Consider the following 18439-nt stretch of genomic DNA (forward strand, 5'->3'; position numbering starts at 1 on the left):
ACCAGAACCAGTAAAAAATTGGTTTGCCAGCTCAAGAGTGCGTCCCAGAAAGGTTTCTGTCTTGCCTTCAAGCTTTACATTTAAACTCCAGGCGCAGAAACCGGGTTAGAGAAAGGAAAATTTTTAGTTGAGTGCGATCATCGATCAGAGCAAAACTTAAGTGCCAAATACTTTGCTAAACTTATTCACAGTTAATCACCGAGAGGAAGTTTCATGTTTGCTGTCAAGCGGGCGCTAAAATTAAATAACAAGGAAGCGACGTTGATGGCAAAACACGCAGGATTCCGGCGCGTAGTTTTCAATTTTGGGTTGAGCCTGCGGACTCAAATGTACAGTGAGGGGAAATTTACCGACTCGAAGGTACTCAACGAAGTCAAGAAAGTTCTCACCAATCACGTCAAGAAAACGTCTGAATTTGCTTGGATGAACCAGTTGTCTAGCCGAGTTTATCAAAACGCTTTGATTGACTTAAAAGATGCTTTTAGTCGATATCGTTCGGGGAAAGCAGTTAAAAAACCTGTTTTGTTTGGTCTTTGCACCTAACTTCAGATTTAGTTAGGTGAAGGTAATATCACACATATTTGCTCTTGTCAATCTTTGTGAATATTTAGTGAAAAATCATCACAAACGCCTAAATTCAAGTGTTTGTAGCTGATAATTTGAATAGAGTTACAAGATTAAGCATTTTAGAAGCTTTTCGGAAAAATACAAAGTAGCAATGACCGAAATCAACTGGCTCAAGCACGTCCAAGAACCTAAATACTGGCTGTTAGGCATCGCCTCCGGTTTGATTGCCCTACACCTAACTCTGACTTCCCGAACAAACGACACTGACCTGTTCGGCACAATGTTACTGTTTTGGGGAGTCGTAGCATTTCTCATTTGGGAAAGGCACGAATCCTTAACTTTTGAAAGCGGAATTTTAGCCAGCTTATTTGGTTCATCGTTAATTGCTTTAATATTGCTCAAAAGTTCGTCGATATCTGGATACGACTTTTTTATTCGAGCAACGCCTTTTTTGTCTGGAATCAGTCTCGCATTGCTGGCTTCTGGAACAAAAGGACTGAAACAATATTGGCAGGAACTTCTAATTCTTGGCTATACAGCTATTCCTCCCGGATTAATCGGAGTATTCGTTGATGTCCCCAAATTAACAGCTAAATTTTCAGCTTTCATCCTGCACTATCTAGGATTTGAAGTGGTGCGGAAAGGGGTTTTTCTAATCCTGGAAAAGGGCAGCGTGGAAGTGAATCACGGCTGTTCCGGCGTAAATGCGATGCTACAATTATTAGGACTAGCTCTGGTTTTCTTACTGATGTTTCCTACCACTAGGGGTCAGAAAATGGTATTGCCATTCGTGGCAATAATTACTGCATTTGTAGTGAATGCCGCGCGAGTTGGTCTCCTGGCCGTGCTGGTATCGCTATCTCAACCCGAAGCATTTAAATACTGGCACGAAGGAAATGGTTCGGTAATATTTTCGATGATTGCTGTATTTATTTTCGGGTTATTCTGCTGGTTTGCAATTTTGAAAGACCAACCCCCAAATCAGGAAGGACAGAATTGCTAATGGCTATTACCTCTTGGAAATCACTTAGGCTTTCCCTGTTGGCTGTGACTTTGGGAGGGGTTTTGTTGGTTGCTGGAAAATTGGTTTTCTATCCATCGGCTAACAATAATCTGGCAGCCCCGTTTGAGTTTCCCGAGTCGGTGCCTCTAGCCGATTGGAAACTAAACAAGAGCGCGCTTCTGGAAATTAAGGAAAATTCAGAATTCAAAGCTGCCAGGAAATATGAATATCAAAAAAATAGCATGGCTCTAGAAATAGAGATGCGCTATGCAGTAAACACCATTGGGGATGTGGAAGGTATGATGAAAGGACATACTATTCTCAAGTCGTCTCCTGGTAAACTAGCATTGGCAAACACTCAAGGCGCGGGGTTTCACGGAATTTTGCAACAGCAAAATCGACTGTATTTGAGTTCGTGTATCAATCCTAATGGCGGTGCTACAGTAACTTCCCAACAGTTTAGATATAATCGAAATACTCGCGATTGGCAGCCAAACCGTATTCTGTTTTGGTTGTTGGGTAGGGGAAATATTCAAGACCGACGCTGTTTGTGGACTCAGATGTCTGTGCCTTTGGATAAAACAACTCCAGAAAATGCCAAAAAAATTCTAGAGAATGCTTGGGTTTCTTGGTATGGGTGGTGGCAGCCGCGATTTCCCGATCCTTGAGTCGAGTCAGTCGATTTTAGCTTTGAGATTTTAGATTTTAGATTTACTCCACAGGTGAATCTGGAAGCTTGAACATGAGTCTAAAATTTTTGACTCTTCACGACTGTTGTCGGGGACTTGTATCCGTTCTTGGGCGGGGTCAAGAGAGATTTTTCTTAACAACAACTCTGATTATTTTATGAATGACTTACAAGGCGAACAAGGTTTTTCTATCTACAGACTACGTTGGATTGGCTACGGTCTATTAATTCTGTCTGTATTAGATGCGATCGCAGTTCTGATCCCAGCAAATTTTGGCAATCGCGTCTGGGAATTGCAAACGATTGGGGCTGTAGTGGAACGGGTGCCAGTTCCTTTACTGGCAATGGCGCTGATATTTTTTGGAGAAGGGTACGATCGCAGACGTTTGGAAGACGTTTTTTTAAAGGTTTTGTCTTGGGTGTGTCTGCTGCTGGCTCTGGTTTTTCTGTTGATGCTACCTTTAGGAATTTTTGGCGCTATCTACGTCAACAATCAAAATAACCAGCAAATTACTACTCAAGCAAACCAACAATTAGCTCAGTTGCAGCAGGTGGAAGAACGGCTGAATAAGGGTACTCCTGAAGATTTAAGAACTTTGGCGGGCGAACTTACCCGTTTGGGGGTACAAGCGGATACGCAAAACCCACAGCAATTGAAAGAGCAAATTCTTTCGAGAATTACTCCGGCTAAGGAACGGTTACAGACGCAAAGTGCTGCGGTTCAGTCTAGTCAGCGCTTGGGGTTATTTAAAAATGCTATTAAGTGGCTGCTGGGCGCGCTGATTTCTAGTGTTTTGTTTTTTACCCTGTGGCGCGGTACTGACTGGGCTCGGTAGTAGTTTTGAGTTTTGAGTTGAGAGTTTTGAGCTAGTAAGGTACGCCTAGCGCACCCGTAGAGCGTGGTTGAGCACTAAGATGCGCCTTGTTCACGCAGCCGGCTCAGGAGTGGTGAAGAAGACCCTCAAACTGTCGAAATTTCATTGGGGGACTCGCTCTTCTTCTTTTTAAAAGATATCGGTAATAAATCTTGTTTATTGCCGATAGCCAACACCTAGAATAAGGCAAATCGGTCGTTAGCGCAGCCCTCGAAGACGATCGCACCTTGACAGGGCTGGCATTGTGCAATCCACAATCTCAAATCTCAAATCTCAAATCCACAATCTCAAATCCACAATCCACAATCCCTAATCCACAATCCCTAATCTAAAATCCACAATCTAAAATCTAATCCGCAATCTCAAATCCACAATCCACAATCTCAAATCTAAAATCTCAAATCTCAAATCGATTGATGGTATTTTCTAGTTTGTCGGCAATGCCTTCAACCCAGTTTTCATCTTGTTTTGTATAGCTGCGGGGCGCGTTAGCACCTAAGATTAAAACGCCTTGGCTGCCGATAGGTTGACAGATGACTCCTTGGGTATTTTCTGGCAAATAGTCAAATTCAATTTTGCCGGGATAAATATTGAGATTTACTAAATAAATTGGTTTGTTTTTGTCGAGCACTCGCTGCAAAATCGGCCCTGGTTTGACTTCGGGATTGATGCCTAAAATGCCGCGCCGCAATAGGACTTTTCCCTGATACACAATTACGATCGACCTTGTGGCGGTATTTGTCAACAGCAAACGCGACGCCCAGGCTAATTCTATTTTCACAGCCTCCGGCAAATCCGGCGCAAATTCAAAACCTTCTTCGCCGATAAGTTTTACGGAATCGGGCGATCGCGCTTGCACCTGCTGCCACAGCAAACCTGTTAAAATCAGCAAAGCGCTGATAATTACTCCCAAAGCGTCCGATCGAGCTTGAGAATCTGTGATTTGCTCTGTCAGCAAGCGGTTTACCATTAGCAGCGTACCTGCTAACCCTCCTGCAACTAAGGGCAATTGCCGCAAAACTTTATTGGGATCAGATTTAGTCATTAGTCATTAGTCATTAGTCATTAGTCATTAGTCATTAGTCATTAGTCATTAGTCATTAGTCATTAGTCAACAGTCAACAGTCAACAGTCAACAGTCATTAGTCATTAGTCATTGGTAATTGGTAGTTGGTAATTTAACTAATGCCAACTGCCAACTGCCAACTGACTTTATCCTACTTCTCCAATTTCGACAATTCGCTGGAAGAGATAGCCGGTGCCGCGGGCGGTGAGAATTAATTCGGGATTGCTGGGGTCGTCTTCCAACTTTGCCCTAAGCCGCGAGATGTGAACGTCCACTACGCGGGTGTCTACGTGGCGTTCTGGCGTGTATCCCCACACTTCCTGCAAAATTTCCGATCGCGAAAAAGGCTCTCCAGAACGGCTGACAAGCAGTTCTAACAAGCTGAATTCCATGCCCGTGAGCCGAATTCGTTCGTCGCCTTTGTAAACTTGGCGCTTGTTGGTGTCAATCCTAATATTGGTGACGTGGATGACTCCGGAACTAGGAATGCCCGATGCGCCGTTTTTGTCAACCCGGCGCAGTACCGAACGGATGCGGGCTTCGAGTTCTTTGGGAGAGAAAGGTTTGACGACGTAATCGTCGGCGCCCAATTCTAAACCGGTGATGCGATCGGCTACGTCTCCCAAAGCAGTTAGCATGATGATAGGCACGTCTGACTCTTTACGCAACTCCTGACAGACGCCGTAACCGTCTAGCTTCGGCATCATCACGTCCAAAACCACTAAGTCGGGTTCGGTGTTGCGAAATGTTTCGAGAGCTTCTTCGCCGTCAGCAGCGGTGACGACATCGTAGCCAATCATGGAAAGGCGAGTCTCCAGAATGCGGCGGATACTGGCTTCGTCATCAACTACCAGAATTTTTTCTTTATGGTTTTCCAAGTTACCGAGCACTCCTTAAGTTACATTTCAGATAATGTTATTTTTTTGTACCCTATCATAGAAGACACAAATTGAATCATGGGCGGCGATCGGTCTGAAAGCTTGATAATTGCTTTAACTCAGACTTTTCTAAATTTTAAGGGTGACTATTTATCATAAAACAATGCCTAAGCCTCGAATACAATATATTTGTCGGGAATGTGGCTATGATTCACCACAATATTTTGGCAGATGTCCTAGCTGTCAGAAGTGGGATTCTTTTGACGAGCAGTTAGAGCAACCTACTGCTGGTGTGCCGCGGGCTGGTTTAACTGGGGTGACAACTAAGACAGTGGGCGGTTCGCCCCCTGATAAGTCGAAGGGTCAACCAAGGGTATCTTTCAGATTATCGCAGATTTCCGACCAAACTCAGTCTCGCTGGCCTTCTGGTTACGGGGAGCTCGATCGAGTTTTGGGAGGCGGGATTGTTCCGGGCTCGCTGGTGTTGATTGGGGGAGAACCTGGAATCGGGAAATCGACGCTGCTGTTGCAGGTGGCGAATATGTTGGCCCGCAAGGATCGGATACTGTATGTGAGTGCGGAGGAGTCCGGCCAACAGGTGAAGTTGCGATCGCAGCGTTTGGGGGTGGCTAATCCGGTTGAATTGTCAAGCAACGGCGGGCATAAATCTGGCAGTAACGGGGAAGCTAAAAAGGATTCGGAGGACAATTCAGCGGAGAATTTCTACTTGCTTCCAGAGACGGATTTAGAAGTTGTTTTGCGGGAGTTGGAAGCGCTGAAACCGAATGTGGCGGTGATTGACAGCATCCAAACTATTTATTTTGCTAGTTTAACATCGGCTCCGGGTTCGGTGGCTCAGGTGCGGGAATGTACATCTGCTTTGATGCAGGTGGCGAAAAGGGAAAATATTACTTTATTTATTGTCGGTCACGTTACGAAAGATGGAGCTTTGGCCGGGCCGAGGGTTTTGGAACATTTGGTAGATACTGTACTGTATTTTGAGGGCGATCGCTTTGCTTCTCATCGACTTTTGCGATCGATGAAAAACCGTTTTGGCGCGACTCATGAAATCGGTGTTTTTGAAATGGTAGCCAACGGTTTGCGAGAAGTAGATAATCCGTCGGAGTTATTTTTAGGAAATAGAGATGAATTTTCGCCCGGTACTTCGACGACTGTTACTTGCGAAGGAACTCGACCGATTTTAGTAGAAATTCAGGCGTTAGTCAGCCCTGCGAGTTTTGGTTCGCCGCGCCGCACTACTACTGGTGTTGACAATGCTAGATTGCAGCAAATTTTAGCTGTTTTGGAGAAAAGGGTGGGGATTCCTTTATCTAAATTAGATGTGATTTTGGCGACGGTGGGCGGTTTGAAGGTGGATGAACCGGCGGCGGATTTGGCAGTTGCGATCGCCGTTGTGGCCAGTTTTCGCGATCGGGTGGTTGATGCACGCACTGTTTTGCTTGGGGAAGTGGGTTTGGGGGGACAGGTGCGGCCGGTTTCGCAATTAGAGTTGCGGCTGAGGGAGGCGGCAAAATTGGGTTTCAAAAGGGCGATTATTCCTAAGAATCAACCGGTGCCGGAGTTGGGGATGGAGATTATTCCAGTGGCGAAAGTAATCGATGCAATTATTGCGGCGATTCCTGCTACTCCCGCTCAGTTGCAGTCTGGTGATATGGAATTGCAGTCTGTTGATTTGGAGGAAGAGGATTTGTTTAATTGAGTTAGAATTGTGATGTTATAAATTGATAGTAAGGAGGCACGAAATATGTATCAAGTAGACATTATTGAGGCCAAAGAAAAGCTTCTGGAATTAATCGCAGCGGCGATGAGAGGCGAAGAAGTGGCGATTACTCAAGATAACCAGCCTGTTGTAAAATTGGTAGGAATACCGCCAGCTAATAAGAAGCGCTGGTCATCCAAAGCTGGGAGTGCTAAAGGAATGGTTTGGATGTCCGATGATTTTGACGAACCGCTAGAAGAGTTTAAGGAGTACATGGAATCAGGTTGTTGTTGGACACTCATGCCTTTATTTTGATGCTGATGCGCGGCTGTGGTGAATTAAGTTAGTGCAAAAATAAAGAGGCAAAAAGGAGGTAATAGCAACGTGATCGTTAGATTACATCCCCATGCTCGATCGCGATTGATTGAGCGAGGTGCAACTGAGGCAGAAGTAATTGCTACTGTTGAAAGTGGCACAACTTTTCCGGCTCAATTTGGCAGAACCAGATTTAGGCGTAACTTTTCCTTCAATGCTGAGTGGCAGGGAAAAGTTTATGCTATGAAGAAAGTAGAGGCGATCGCAGCGTCAGAAGGCGAAGACTAGATGATTATCACTGTAATTGTCAAATTCTTTTGAGCAGGAGGTTCCCGTGAAACTGACTTACGATCCGAGATACAACGTAGCTTATATATACCTGAAAGAAAAAACCACACAGGTAAAAACTATCCAGGTTAGCGAGCAAATGAATGTGGATGTTGCCCCAGACGGTACTATTTATGGAATTGAATTACTCAATGTCAATCAACAATTAGGGGCGGATAGTCAAGGAAAACTGATTGTTGTCAACGAAGCTTTGGGAGAATATTCTGAGATTCAGCTTGCACTTTAATGGCATTGAAAACAATCAGTAAAAATGTGGTTGCTGGATGAATGCTAGGAGTAATATCAAATGATTCAAACTAACTGGCAATGCGTACACACCCTTCACGGACATTCATGTTCGGTAACTTCTGTTGTCATCACTCCAGACGGACAGACTGTAGTTAGCGGAAGTTCTGATAGCACAATTAAGCTGTGGAACCTCAACACAGGGCAAGAAATTCACACTTTATCAGGACATTCACAAGGGGTTACATCCATTGCGCTCGCCCCTGATAGACAAACTCTTGCTAGCGGCAGTAAGGACAAAAATATCAAGCTTTGGAATCTCAGCACTAAAGAGGAAATTTACACCATCACCGGACATTCAGACATAATTACTTCTGTAGTTATCAGCCCCGACGGGAAGACTCTGGCAAGTGCCAGTGAAGACACAACTATCAAACTGTGGAACCTTAGAAATGGAGAAGAAATTAGGACTTTAAAGTGGCCAGTAGAAGTATATTATGGTTTTGATATTTGATTCAGTCCTGACGGACAGATTCTACTCAGTAGCAGTGGAGATGATTATGTTTCTCTAAGTGCAGTAGCTTTTAATTTAACCACTGGAGATGAAATCTGGACCAAGAATTGGCAGGAGGGTATGGGTACTGTTTATGCCATTGATGTCAGCCCCGATGGAGAAACTTTTGCGACTTTGCACTCTTCAGGAAATATCAAGCTGTGGAATCTGTACACAGGAACAGAAATCTATACTCTTCCGAAAAATTCAATGGGGGACTACTACTTAGTTTTTAGCCCGGATGGCAAAATTATCGCAACTGGTGGATGGGGGGATTCTGACAGCGAAGATGATGGTAGCGAACCCGGAACGATCGAACTTTGGAATCTAGAGGCTAGAGAGAAGATTTGCACTCTTTTAGGACACACATGGGGAGTTTACTCTGTGGCTTTTAGCCCGGATGGGCAGACTCTGGTTAGTGGGAGTGATGACAAAACTATCAAGATTTGGCAAATAGATTTATAATCGTGCGAGTTTTTTTATAACTCAAGGAATTAGAAAGTAAATCACAAACTGAATAATGTTGTAAAAAAATCGACCTAAAAATTATGAAAGCATACGAGTTTCCCGCAAAAGTCACAGATGAAGGGAAAATAGAATTTCCCGATACCCTCTTAAAATACTTGGCAGTTAACCAACAAGTCAGAGTTATTGTTCTGGTGCAAGAACCAACTGACACAGAAGATGAAGAAGAGGAAAACGCTGCTTGGCATCGTCTTGCCACCGAACAATTCTTTGGTGATTGCAGCGAAGAAGACGCAATTTACGATGAGATTTGAGCTATGACTAATTATCAGTTTGGAGAATTAGTTCTAGTTGCATTCCTGTTTGCGGGTGCAGCCGAAACTAAACGCCGTCCTGGTTTGGTACTGTTGGACACAGGAGATGAAGACATGATTATTGTGAAGATAACCAGTCAAATCCCTCGCACAACTTTTGATGTAGAAATTCGGGAATGGCAACAAGCAGGATTAAATCGACCTTCAGCGGTTCGCTTACATAAACTGAACACATTACAAAAAAGTTTAGTTGAACGCAGACTGGGAATATTAACCCCTGATGATTTGGCACAAGTTAGAGAAAGAATACAACAAATATGGTATTCTATTTGAGCAAGTTTAAAAAAATCTTTACTTGCTAAATTTTTGAGGTGCGTTTTCACTAAACATGAACAAATCAAAAAGACGCAAAAATCAGTGGTTAAATGAACTAAACGACATCATTCGAGGCGCATCTGGCGGCTTTTTGTTCGGGATTCCGCTGCTTTATACGATGGAGGTTTGGTGGATCGGTTCCTCTACTAAACCAGCGCAAATGTCGATCGCGATCGCAACTACTTGTATCGCCGTTTTCTTGCTGACTCGCACTGAAGGTTTTCGCAAAACTAAGGACATCCGCTGGCTAGAAGCTGCAATCGATACCGTAGTAGCGATCGCCATTGGCATTGTTTGTGCGACTTTTATCCTGTTTTTGCTCAGGGAAATTACGCCGGAGACTCCGCTGCATGAAACTTTAGGGAAAATCATCTTTGAAGGCCTGCCGTTTGCGTTAGGAGTAGCCCTGGCCAACGGTTTCTTGAGCGGCGATCGCTATCAAAGTTCAGACAGTGAACAGGAACCTAGCATTAATGCAACTCTAGCAGATATCGGCGCTACTTTAATCGGCGCGATGATCATTGCTTTCAACATCGCCCCAACTGACGAAATTCCCATGCTAGCGGCAGGTATTTCGCCGCCTTGGCAATTAGCAATTATCGCCACTTCGCTGCTAATTTCCTACGGTATTGTATTTGTAGCCGGCTTTACTTATCAAGCAAAACGGCAGCAGCAGCAAGGTATTTTTCAACGTCCCCTCAGCGAAACTGTCATGGCCTATTTAGTGTCGCTGCTGGCTTCTGCATTTATGATGTTTTTCTTCCACAAACTCACTTTTGACGACCCGTGGTCGCTTTGGTTGAACTATACGTTAGTATTGGGATTGCCGGCGGCTGTTGGCGGCGCCGCGGGGAGGTTGGCGGTATGAGTGAAAGTAATAACGAACAGCAACCAAAAAGAACTTTTGCTGAATGGGTGACATTTGCGATCGCCTGCTTGATCCTTTTTACCCTCACCGGACTCGTACTCTACAACTGGGTGACTAAAAAAGAGGAACCTCCGATTATTTCTGTCACTCGGAACACGCCTATTCGTGAAACTCAAGGGCAATTTTACGTACCGTTTAAAGTGACAAACACGGGCGGCGAAACGGCAGAATCAGTGCAAATTATTGCCGAACTGCGCGTCAACGGTGAAGTCGTGGAATCCGGCGACCAACAAATTGATTTTTTGTCAAGCGGCGAAACTCAAGAAGGAGCTTTTATCTTCAGCCGTAACCCCAGTCAAGGTGAATTGATTGTGCGATCGAGCAGTTACAAACTGCCTTAACACAGATAAAACTCGGCGCTTAAAACCTTTCCACCTCTGTGAACTCTTCCTCTTCCTTGGCGCCCTTAGCGTCTTCGCGGTTCGTTCAATCTAAAACCCCCTTGCGCGTTGGCATTTATTGCTATATTCCGCGCAGGCGCGATTTCAATCGCTTTGGAATTGCGATCGAGCTAACGCTTCACCAGATTGTGTTCCCACTTCCAAACACAGCTAGAAATCAAATTTGTGCAGATATGAGCCGTAATTGGCACTAACAAATTCCCAGTAGCTAAAACACTGTAACCCAACAGCAATCCGACAGCCGTTGCCCAAACAGCATAAGGCCACTGATCCAGGGCTCCCAAGTGCAGAATGCCGAAACAAAAACTCGATAAAACTAAACTGGTAACATTCAATCCTAAAGCAGACAGCATCACGCCTCGAAATAGCAATTCTTCGCTAAGTCCCGGCAGCAGTCCCAGCCAAATTAAATCCGGCCAAAACAAAGGTTTGAGCACTACTTCCAAGTAAACATCCGCACTCCGGCGATAACCCGGCCAGAGTTGATAAACGATCGCACTGCCGCCTGTAATTGCCAGTCCGATCGCACATCCTTTGAGCAAGTCCATTCCTATCAATTTGACTGGCAAAAGCGATACCGATCCAAATAGCAACCACAATTTAGCTACCGCCAGCAACATAATTGCTGTCACGCCCATTGCTACTAAAACTTGGGTGCGCGTCAAGGGTTCAATTTCAGGATTTCCGGGAAGTTTTTCTGCCACTTAATCACTTTTATATTTGAGGTTTGAGATTTTAGAGTAGTTTAGTTGAGTCAGACAAACAACGCAGGGAGGAGATGTCTGCACCCAAGGAAGCTGGACTGATGCCGGCTCGCAAAGCGACCAAAACTCCGATCGCCTCTAAATATGAGTTTACCTGCAAAGCTTTGATTCCGAGTTTTTCTGGAGTCGCCTGCATCTGGGTTTTGTTGTCGCCCACAGCGATGATTTGTACGGACGATCGCCCGCTCAAACTCAGAATAGCACTGCCTCCGCACGCTGTGGCAGGTATCACCACTGCATCGACTCGATCGGCGGTAATTGATAATTGATGGTGCTGCTGGCTTTCTGGCGCTACGAATTGGGGAGCTTTGCTGAGGCCGGCAAGCACGCAAGGTAGGAAAGTATACCCGATTTCCTCAGCAGCCGATCGCGGGGACAGGTGCGGATCGAGGGGAAGCGCAGACAGCGCGGGGGCGTGGGCGCAGGGGATTTTAAACGTCCTGACGATGAGGTGGCTGATCACAGCTTCCGCGCCAGCGAGGGGGTCAACTCCTTTGCCGCGGCGGTAGTTTTCGAGGGCGAGGCTGCCTTCATCGTCGGGAAATCTGGCCACAACTGCGATCGCCTCTACTCTTGCTTGTTTGATTAATTTTTCTGCAGCGCGCAATAAACTGTCGGGATTGCCGATGGTTCCCCAGGATGCCCCGGATTCGGAAATACGCAATTCTACTTGCAGGGGGCGATCGGTTAAAACCCAATCGGTTATATTCAAACCCAATGTAGCTCTAGCAGCATCAGCCGCTTGCAAGTGTCGCAACTGCAAGTCTGGTTCGATCGCGGCATCGAGGATTAAGCCGATGCGATTTTGATGTACCGGTTGCAGTCCCCAGCATCCGGCAGCAAATTTGTCAAGGGCGTAACCTTCAACGTAGAGAGCGTTAGGTATCGGCCAATAAAGTTGAGCGCCGTTGAGGACGTTGGGGTGAGTGATCAGGGTATCAGAAATTTGGGCGATCGCCCTAGCCACCGGCAGCGCATCTCCTGCAAAGCCCCCGATCGAGGCTCCAACGCCTGTGGGGACTATCAAAACCACTGTCAAAGGGCGGGGGTTCACGGTGTTGCGGGGGATGCTTCCACGAGCACGTAGCCTTCTACCACAGCCTTTTGCCGATCGACATCCACATCTGTGACTGCCCACCGTAGGGGTTCGCCATACTTTTGCAGTTCAATTTCAATAGCCGAGTGCAGTTGCTCGGCGGTCTCGTGGAGGTCAACTTCTGCGGAAATGAAATGGGTGGTCATAGGGCGATCCATAGTGGTTTTACCGCTAACGGTACTTAGGTCAATTTTAGCTTAGTGCTAGGATTTACCGAATTGGCGATCGTACACAATGTCTTCTTTTTCTGTTTCTATCTTCAAGTTCGATCGGGGATAAGCAACACACAGCAACACATAACCTTCGGCCTGAAGTTCGGGACTAACGCCCATGCCATCAACTTGATCGACTTGACCCTCAATAATTTTAGCAGCGCAAGTAGTACAAACCCCCGCATTGCAAGAACTCGGCAACTCAATGCCGGCGGCGTTGGCGGCGCGGAGAATTTGTTGATCTTCGGGTACTTCTACGGTATAGGTAGTGCCTTGGTGGATCAATTCAACAGTGTAAGTCTTAGACATATTTCAATTATTGGTTTTAATTCCCCAATTGGAATTTACGCTAGATTTGGAAACAAAGCAATCAGTATTTTACCGCTGTTTGTGCTTTTGTGCAAATTTACAACTGCTGTTTTTATTGATAATTTTTTTTATTAATTGGCTGGGCGAGCGAGTGGCATTTTGTCAATGACTTTTTCACAAATTATTACAAACCTCACGGCGGAACTGTGCCACAAAGCACTTATACCTAATTATTTTTTTGCCTTCAAGCCAACAACTCATCAACCGCAACACTAAAACCCGGCAGCACTAGCTGAGTGCTGACTGTAGAACCCAAGTTAAAAGTTAACTTTTGAGTTTGAGTCATTATCAATATCCAGCGACTTTCTGGAAAAACAATCCAAGCTTCCAGACAACCCGAATCTAAATATTCTTGTGCTTTCAGAAAAATTTCTTCCGCAATATCAGTAGGAGAAACTATTTCTGCAATTAACGGCGGACTTTGAGGCAAAGTAGGAACATCGCCATATTCAGCAACAAGTTCAGGAGTCAGATAAGCTACATCAGGACGGCGCACTCGCCTGTCTGTACGACAAGGAACTTCTGTATAAACTTCGCCGCCTTGTCCGCTAGATATCTTGTAACTTCTCCAAGAATAATCTAGTTTGGATTGAATTAGACTGTGTTTTGCTGTCATGCCATTTTTCTCCACAATTTGCCCGTCCACCCATTCCATATCGTCCGGGGGATTAGCCATGAAGTCTTCTAGAGAAACATTTTCTGATAAAACGGCAGCCATTACCATAGCCATTTCCTCCTTTTTGCAGAATTCACTCATATTGTAGCAATCAATTGGTAATGGGTAATGGGAATTGGGAATTGGTAATTGGGAATTGGTAATTGGGAATAACAAATATAGCAGTCGCAAAGGCTATACGGTCACTGAGCGTAGTCGAAGTGGACACTTCGACTACGCTCAGTGACCAAAAGTGCCCTAACCATCTTGGCGGTTGCTATAACAACAAATAACCAATAACAAATAACCAATAACCAATAACCAATTTACTCAATATTAATTTGATTGGGAGGTTTAGGTTGATCCGGTTTCTCATCCTTCAAAGTTTTACGCCCCGAAGTCGCATAATCCTTATACAAATCCACAAACATCTTTGTCAACTGCTGTAAAGAAAGTTGTTCCCCATTAATTTGAGCTTTCATATAAGCTTTAAGCACTTCAATGTAAGCCAAACCGAGGGCCAGCGTGAGAGTTGCTGCCGTTGCACCGGAGATTGCACCGCCGACAACAGTACCCGCACCAGGAATCATTTTAATCAAATTAGTAACAATACTTCTGCCAACAGCAGTCACCCCACCAGCGCCGCTAATCGCAGACAGCATCGCCGAAATAAACCCCTTATCAAAGGGCATTCCAAAAATCACAGTAATATTAGCAATCATTGCCGTTTGCATCGTCATCAAAATCGGCGCATCAGCAAACGGTACAGGAGTCGCACCGACAATTGCAGAACCTGCCACATAAGCACTTAGATACTTAAATGCCATATCAGATTTGAGCGCAATATTGGCAATTTGTTCTTTAACAAAAGCTTTTTTAGCTACTTCCGGCAGCAGTTGAAAAGTTGCATCGACCAACTTGTCTAAACCGTGAGATTTTACTGTATAATCTTCATCAATTTCTTCCGGTTCAGCCATGACGGGGATGATTTGACTGACTGGCAAATTCATGTGTTCCAGTTGCTTGAAAAACTCGCTCGGCTTTTTAGATGTCGTCTGAGTCAGCACTAAAATCACTGGTACATCTTTGACTTCCATTTCTTTTAGCCAGCTTTCCTCCACAGATTCTATTCTATTGGCGCTGTGATTGATGCAGTACCAGATGACGTGAATGTGTTCTTTTGGGTGCAGGAGTCTTTGGTCTTCAATCAGTTTAGCAACGTTTAATTGAATAACTTTAATTTGTTCGGCGTTGAGTTCGAGTCCGGGAGTGTCGTAAACTGCGATCGGGCAATTCGGTTTGGTATATTGGCGGATGCCTTGAGTGATGGGGCGGCCGACTCCGGTTTCTGCTAAGCGTTGGCGAAAAACGGAATTTATCAGGGTACTTTTGCCGACGCCGGTTTTGCCGATGACTAAAACATTGCACTGTCCCACTTGGTCTTCTGCGTCTTTGAAGGCGTAGTAACTTCTATTTAAAAGCTCGTCTAAGGAAAAGTCGTCTGACATGGCGGTTTGCTCCGATAAGGGTGGGATATTAATTCAATACCACCGAATAGAATTCCGATGCTCTACAAACGAAGTCCGCGAAGGCGGACTGAGGAGTCTTAAACATATTGTAGCAATTTGATTTCAGAACTGGTGCAACGTGTAGAGGAGAATTTTGTGTGGCGTGCTGCTACATGAAAGGTTGTAGAATTTAGTTTAAGCTAGCAATCGATCGACATCAATGTTAAAACCGATCAGGATTTGTTGGCTGCTGGCGGTATCGCCGGATCTAAATGTCAATATTTGATTTTGAGTCATCACGAATATTAAACGACTTTCGGGAAAAACTAACCAGACTTCCTGACAGCTAGATTCTAAATATTCCTGTGCTTTGAGAAAGACATCTTCAGCGATATCGGTGGGTGAAACTATTTCGGCAACTAAAGGGAAACTTTGGGGTAAAGTGGCAAGATTGCCAAATTGTGCAACTAATTCTGGTGTGAGATAAGCGACATCGGGCCGGCGAATTTGTCGGTTAGTGCAGCAAGGAACCTCGACATAAGCCTCTCCACCTTGTCCGCTAGAATCTTTGTAATTTTTCCAAGCATCCCCCAGGCTTAACTGAATTTTCCCCGTCTTTAGTGTCATGCCATTTTTCTCCACAAGTTGGCCGTCTACCAATTCCATGTTATCGGGCGGTTCGGTGACGAACTCTTCTAGAGCTAAATTGTCTGATATTATGGTAGCAGTGACCATAGTTATTTCCTCGTTTTTACAAAATTCACTTGTTACTATTATGGCTGATCTGCAAGGCCGATCGCACTTTGACCGACACTGCTGAAATTATACTGTAACGCCGTCTGGCCGAGCAACGTAGGCTGACTTGCTTCTAATAGCGACAGCTTTTAACCTGTCGGTTGTCGGCATTACGGGTATTTCCGGCGATCGACTTATGCAAATAAATCAGTTCCTCGGCTCATTTTTACAGAACAGCAGGCAGAGGGAACCTTACAATAGCGACATTCCCAATCGCTAGGTTTTGGGTTGGGAGGTTGAGAATTACAAAGCAGGGCAATTAACTGCTGCAAACGCTGTCTAAATTGCTCATTAACATACCACTTGGGAATATCTAAAATGCCATCTCCATAAACTAAACGCCCGTGCGGAATGTGACCTTTAAACATACTTTTGGTTTCCGGCGCAAAGGGCAACATTGACATATAGAGGAGCACTTGCATTTTATGTGAATCTTTGCGCTTGCCGGTTTTGATATCTTCGACAACAGCCCAATCATCTTTGATAGCAATGATATCTGGTCTGCCGGCAACGCAGATATCAAAGGTTTGACCTTTATATTTGAAAGAATTTTGATTTTCAACATAGACGGTGAAGCCTTCCTTTTGCAGTTGTACTGCTCGTTGAATCAGCTTTTCTTCATGTTCTGAGGGGTCATAGGTACTCGGTTGTTTTTCAAATTGATAGTGAGTTCGTTGCCATAATGCGTGTAGGCAATCTTTTTCGGTTGCTAAGACTTCGGCAAGCCCAGTTACAGTGGCGTAGGGATTGAATCTTTTTTGCGTTTGTGTCAGCTTCATAATCAACTTCCTTTTTGTTAACGTTCCCGGTTCATAGTTTCACTATAAAAAAGTTGACATAGTTGCCAATACCCTTGACGTAGTTGTTTTTAGAGCGAGTAATTTTTTCTACTTTATTTAGTTGAAATAGTCGAAATAGTTGAAATAGTTTTATGGTTTTATGGTCTTTTTATTTCTGCTAGGGATGTGCTAGATTGAAAGAGAGGTTTCAGAAACCCGGTTTCTCGCTCGTTGCATAATCAGAGGTATCCCGATGACTACTGAACAAAAAAAGTTTCTTAACGAGATTACAGAAGAACTGAAAACGCAGCGGGCGTTTAAGTTGAGAGAGGAAGTATTTTTCCCTCTCCGTTATGATAAAAATCGCCCGGTGACATCTCAACAAGTACAAATTGCACAAGAGATGTCGCAATATTCCCGTCTTGGGAAGGGAGATTATGCAACTTCAATTGGCACAACGGCACAAAATGTTGTGCAGGCTATGGTGAATCTATATAAAGAAGAAATGGAAAAAGATAGAGTTAATGTTGATATCTTGCTCAATGGACAAAAAGGGCAAAGAGGCTCTTGGCGAGAGGTTTATTCTTGGCTGTGGAATTACAAATACCTGCGGTGGCTTGATAAAAATGGCTGGCAAATTTTGCAGGAAAAAGCTAAATCGCCTCCCAATTGGCTACAGTTTTTAACCAAAGAGGAAATGGCATCTGTGCAAAGGGGAACTAGATCCTTCATTTTGCCCCCGCCTCCCCCTGCGGTAAAGAAAGTTACGCCAACGATTCCCGTAGAGCAGTCGCTTTGGATGGTTATTGATTTAGACTTTGATAATTCTCAATTGCTGTTGTTGAATCGCAGCCAAGATGAGGAATTTTTGCTCTGTCCATCTTCTGCCTATGCACCGAATCCTATCATGGAGAAATCGCCTATTTTGCTGCCTCAAAAGGATTCTTGGGCAGATCGAGATGAGAGCAAGACAAATTTTAAGTTTGGGAAACTGGTAAAGGAGGAGTTTTTAGCAATTGCTTTGGAGAAGCCTGTGAGTTTACCTTGGTTGATTCCCCGTGAAGAGGAAGCTTTACCAGAATGGAATGCTGAACGGCTTAAAGAGTTATTTGAACACTTGGAAAAACAAGGCAATTGGCAAGTCTTTTATCAATGTTTTGAGGTGGTAAAAAAACCGTAACTAGGTTTTTTAAAGAAATCGGGTTTTTCACCTACTCAATACTTTGAATGAGTTTAATGTTATTTCTCAGCCATTCATTGACCAAAACTTGCACCTCAATCTTTTTATGCTCAGCAATTTTAGTCACAAATTCCTCGACATCGGGTTCGAGATAAATGGGACAATGAAATGTAGCATCAGGATGGTAAAACTTGCCTTGTTCTGCTTGGGAAAAGTCATACTCGGATTTCATAGTTTCCTCTCTTGATAAGCTTGGCTTTCAGTGATATTAGCTTTACGGGCTGAAATAATCCGAATTATACAGGAGGTGCGATCGGTTTGTTCAAAGGTATGGATAACAACCCTTAATTCCAATCAAAG

At 44.4% G+C, this 18439-nt stretch carries 26 protein-coding genes; 15 read left to right on the plus strand and 11 right to left on the minus strand.

The genetic code is table 11. The features are described 5' to 3' along the window. Positions 1-213: 213 nt before the first annotated feature. The 4 genes from QUA43_RS10420 to hpsJ-A all read left to right on the plus strand — a co-directional run bounded on the left by QUA43_RS10420 (position 214) and on the right by hpsJ-A (position 3094). Entirely contained in the window at positions 214-543 is a 330-nt protein-coding gene (locus QUA43_RS10420) for a helix-turn-helix domain-containing protein (RefSeq protein ID WP_333373585.1), read from the plus strand. 175 nt (positions 544-718) lie between these two features. Further along, positions 719-1570 carry a cyanoexosortase A gene (crtA, locus tag QUA43_RS10425; RefSeq protein ID WP_333373588.1) on the plus strand — a complete coding sequence of 284 codons (852 nt, stop codon included), beginning with the start codon at positions 719-721 and terminating at the stop codon, positions 1568-1570. Then, positions 1570-2238, plus strand: a complete 669-nt coding sequence (locus tag QUA43_RS10430) for a cyanoexosortase A system-associated protein (protein ID WP_333373591.1) — start codon at positions 1570-1572, stop codon at positions 2236-2238. Before crtA ends, QUA43_RS10430 begins: the two co-directional genes overlap by 1 nt. Positions 2239-2416: 178 nt before the next feature. Beyond that, on the plus strand, positions 2417-3094 hold the full coding sequence (gene hpsJ-A / locus QUA43_RS10435; RefSeq protein ID WP_333373594.1) for an HpsJ-like protein, cyanoexosortase A-associated: 678 nt from the start codon (positions 2417-2419) through the stop codon (positions 3092-3094). A gap of 436 nt (positions 3095-3530) precedes the next feature. Here the strand turns inward: hpsJ-A and QUA43_RS10440 are convergent, their stop codons facing one another. Beyond that, positions 3531-4178, minus strand: a complete 648-nt coding sequence (locus QUA43_RS10440; RefSeq protein ID WP_333373596.1) for a cofactor assembly of complex C subunit B — start codon at positions 4176-4178, stop codon at positions 3531-3533. A 167-nt stretch (positions 4179-4345) separates the two neighbouring features. Further along, positions 4346-5077, minus strand: coding sequence for a response regulator transcription factor RpaB (rpaB, locus tag QUA43_RS10445; protein WP_071587789.1), 732 nt, complete (start codon positions 5075-5077; stop codon positions 4346-4348). A 163-nt stretch (positions 5078-5240) separates the two neighbouring features. On the opposite strand from rpaB, the gene radA reads away from it, so the two are divergent. The 10 genes from radA to QUA43_RS10495 all read left to right on the plus strand — a co-directional run bounded on the left by radA (position 5241) and on the right by QUA43_RS10495 (position 10661). After that, entirely contained in the window at positions 5241-6797 is a 1557-nt protein-coding gene (gene radA / locus QUA43_RS10450) for a DNA repair protein RadA (protein WP_333373599.1), read from the plus strand. 45 nt (positions 6798-6842) lie between these two features. After that, positions 6843-7112, plus strand: a complete 270-nt coding sequence (locus QUA43_RS10455) for a type II toxin-antitoxin system prevent-host-death family antitoxin (protein ID WP_333373602.1) — start codon at positions 6843-6845, stop codon at positions 7110-7112. A gap of 69 nt (positions 7113-7181) precedes the next feature. Next, a complete protein-coding gene (locus QUA43_RS10460; RefSeq protein ID WP_333373605.1) occupies positions 7182-7400 on the plus strand; it encodes a hypothetical protein in 219 nt (72 codons plus the stop codon). 46 nt (positions 7401-7446) lie between these two features. After that, positions 7447-7686, plus strand: a complete 240-nt coding sequence (locus tag QUA43_RS10465; protein ID WP_333373608.1) for a DUF2283 domain-containing protein — start codon at positions 7447-7449, stop codon at positions 7684-7686. Positions 7687-7746: 60 nt separating this feature from the next. Then, positions 7747-8199, plus strand: coding sequence for a WD40 repeat domain-containing protein (locus QUA43_RS10470; protein WP_333373611.1), 453 nt, complete (start codon positions 7747-7749; stop codon positions 8197-8199). A gap of 93 nt (positions 8200-8292) precedes the next feature. Then, positions 8293-8703: an eIF2A-related protein gene (locus tag QUA43_RS10475; RefSeq protein ID WP_333373801.1), complete on the plus strand. Its 411-nt coding sequence runs from the start codon at positions 8293-8295 to the stop codon at positions 8701-8703. A gap of 83 nt (positions 8704-8786) precedes the next feature. Beyond that, positions 8787-9017 (plus strand): hypothetical protein, encoded by a 231-nt coding sequence (locus QUA43_RS10480; RefSeq protein ID WP_333373614.1) that lies wholly within the window; start codon positions 8787-8789, stop codon positions 9015-9017. A gap of 3 nt (positions 9018-9020) precedes the next feature. After that, a complete protein-coding gene (locus QUA43_RS10485) occupies positions 9021-9350 on the plus strand; it encodes a type II toxin-antitoxin system PemK/MazF family toxin (RefSeq protein ID WP_333373617.1) in 330 nt (109 codons plus the stop codon). Positions 9351-9405: 55 nt separating this feature from the next. Next, complete coding sequence (locus QUA43_RS10490; RefSeq protein WP_333373620.1) at positions 9406-10260, plus strand: TIGR02587 family membrane protein; 855 nt, start codon at positions 9406-9408, stop codon at positions 10258-10260. Then, positions 10257-10661, plus strand: a complete 405-nt coding sequence (locus QUA43_RS10495; RefSeq protein ID WP_333373622.1) for a TIGR02588 family protein — start codon at positions 10257-10259, stop codon at positions 10659-10661. Before QUA43_RS10490 ends, QUA43_RS10495 begins: the two co-directional genes overlap by 4 nt. 170 nt (positions 10662-10831) lie before the next feature. Here QUA43_RS10495 and QUA43_RS10500 read toward each other — a convergent pair whose 3' ends face one another. The 8 genes from QUA43_RS10500 to QUA43_RS10535 all read right to left on the minus strand — a co-directional run bounded on the left by QUA43_RS10500 (position 10832) and on the right by QUA43_RS10535 (position 16899). Further along, complete coding sequence (locus tag QUA43_RS10500; protein WP_333373625.1) at positions 10832-11425, minus strand: CPBP family intramembrane glutamic endopeptidase; 594 nt, start codon at positions 11423-11425, stop codon at positions 10832-10834. A 31-nt stretch (positions 11426-11456) separates the two neighbouring features. After that, positions 11457-12539, minus strand: coding sequence for a DUF3326 domain-containing protein (locus QUA43_RS10505; protein WP_333373627.1), 1083 nt, complete (start codon positions 12537-12539; stop codon positions 11457-11459). Beyond that, positions 12536-12727: a hypothetical protein gene (locus QUA43_RS10510; RefSeq protein WP_015175652.1), complete on the minus strand. Its 192-nt coding sequence runs from the start codon at positions 12725-12727 to the stop codon at positions 12536-12538. Before QUA43_RS10510 ends, QUA43_RS10505 begins: the two co-directional genes overlap by 4 nt. A 57-nt stretch (positions 12728-12784) precedes the next feature. After that, complete coding sequence (locus tag QUA43_RS10515) at positions 12785-13102, minus strand: 2Fe-2S iron-sulfur cluster-binding protein (protein WP_333373630.1); 318 nt, start codon at positions 13100-13102, stop codon at positions 12785-12787. A gap of 244 nt (positions 13103-13346) precedes the next feature. After that, entirely contained in the window at positions 13347-13886 is a 540-nt protein-coding gene (locus QUA43_RS10520; protein WP_333373802.1) for a Uma2 family endonuclease, read from the minus strand. A gap of 257 nt (positions 13887-14143) precedes the next feature. After that, on the minus strand, positions 14144-15325 hold the full coding sequence (locus tag QUA43_RS10525; RefSeq protein ID WP_333373632.1) for a GTPase: 1182 nt from the start codon (positions 15323-15325) through the stop codon (positions 14144-14146). 195 nt (positions 15326-15520) lie between these two features. Next, complete coding sequence (locus tag QUA43_RS10530; RefSeq protein WP_333373634.1) at positions 15521-16060, minus strand: Uma2 family endonuclease; 540 nt, start codon at positions 16058-16060, stop codon at positions 15521-15523. 194 nt (positions 16061-16254) lie between these two features. Next, on the minus strand, positions 16255-16899 hold the full coding sequence (locus QUA43_RS10535) for a PD-(D/E)XK nuclease family protein (RefSeq protein WP_333373637.1): 645 nt from the start codon (positions 16897-16899) through the stop codon (positions 16255-16257). Between the two features lie 253 nt (positions 16900-17152). On the opposite strand from QUA43_RS10535, the gene QUA43_RS10540 reads away from it, so the two are divergent. Further along, complete coding sequence (locus QUA43_RS10540) at positions 17153-18079, plus strand: hypothetical protein (RefSeq protein ID WP_333373639.1); 927 nt, start codon at positions 17153-17155, stop codon at positions 18077-18079. 31 nt (positions 18080-18110) lie between these two features. Here QUA43_RS10540 and QUA43_RS10545 read toward each other — a convergent pair whose 3' ends face one another. Next, positions 18111-18311 (minus strand): hypothetical protein, encoded by a 201-nt coding sequence (locus tag QUA43_RS10545; protein ID WP_333373642.1) that lies wholly within the window; start codon positions 18309-18311, stop codon positions 18111-18113. Positions 18312-18439: the final 128 nt, after the last annotated feature.

Source organism: Microcoleus sp. N9_B4 (genome assembly GCF_036701635.1).
Lineage (GTDB): Bacteria > Cyanobacteriota > Cyanobacteriia > Cyanobacteriales > Microcoleaceae > Microcoleus.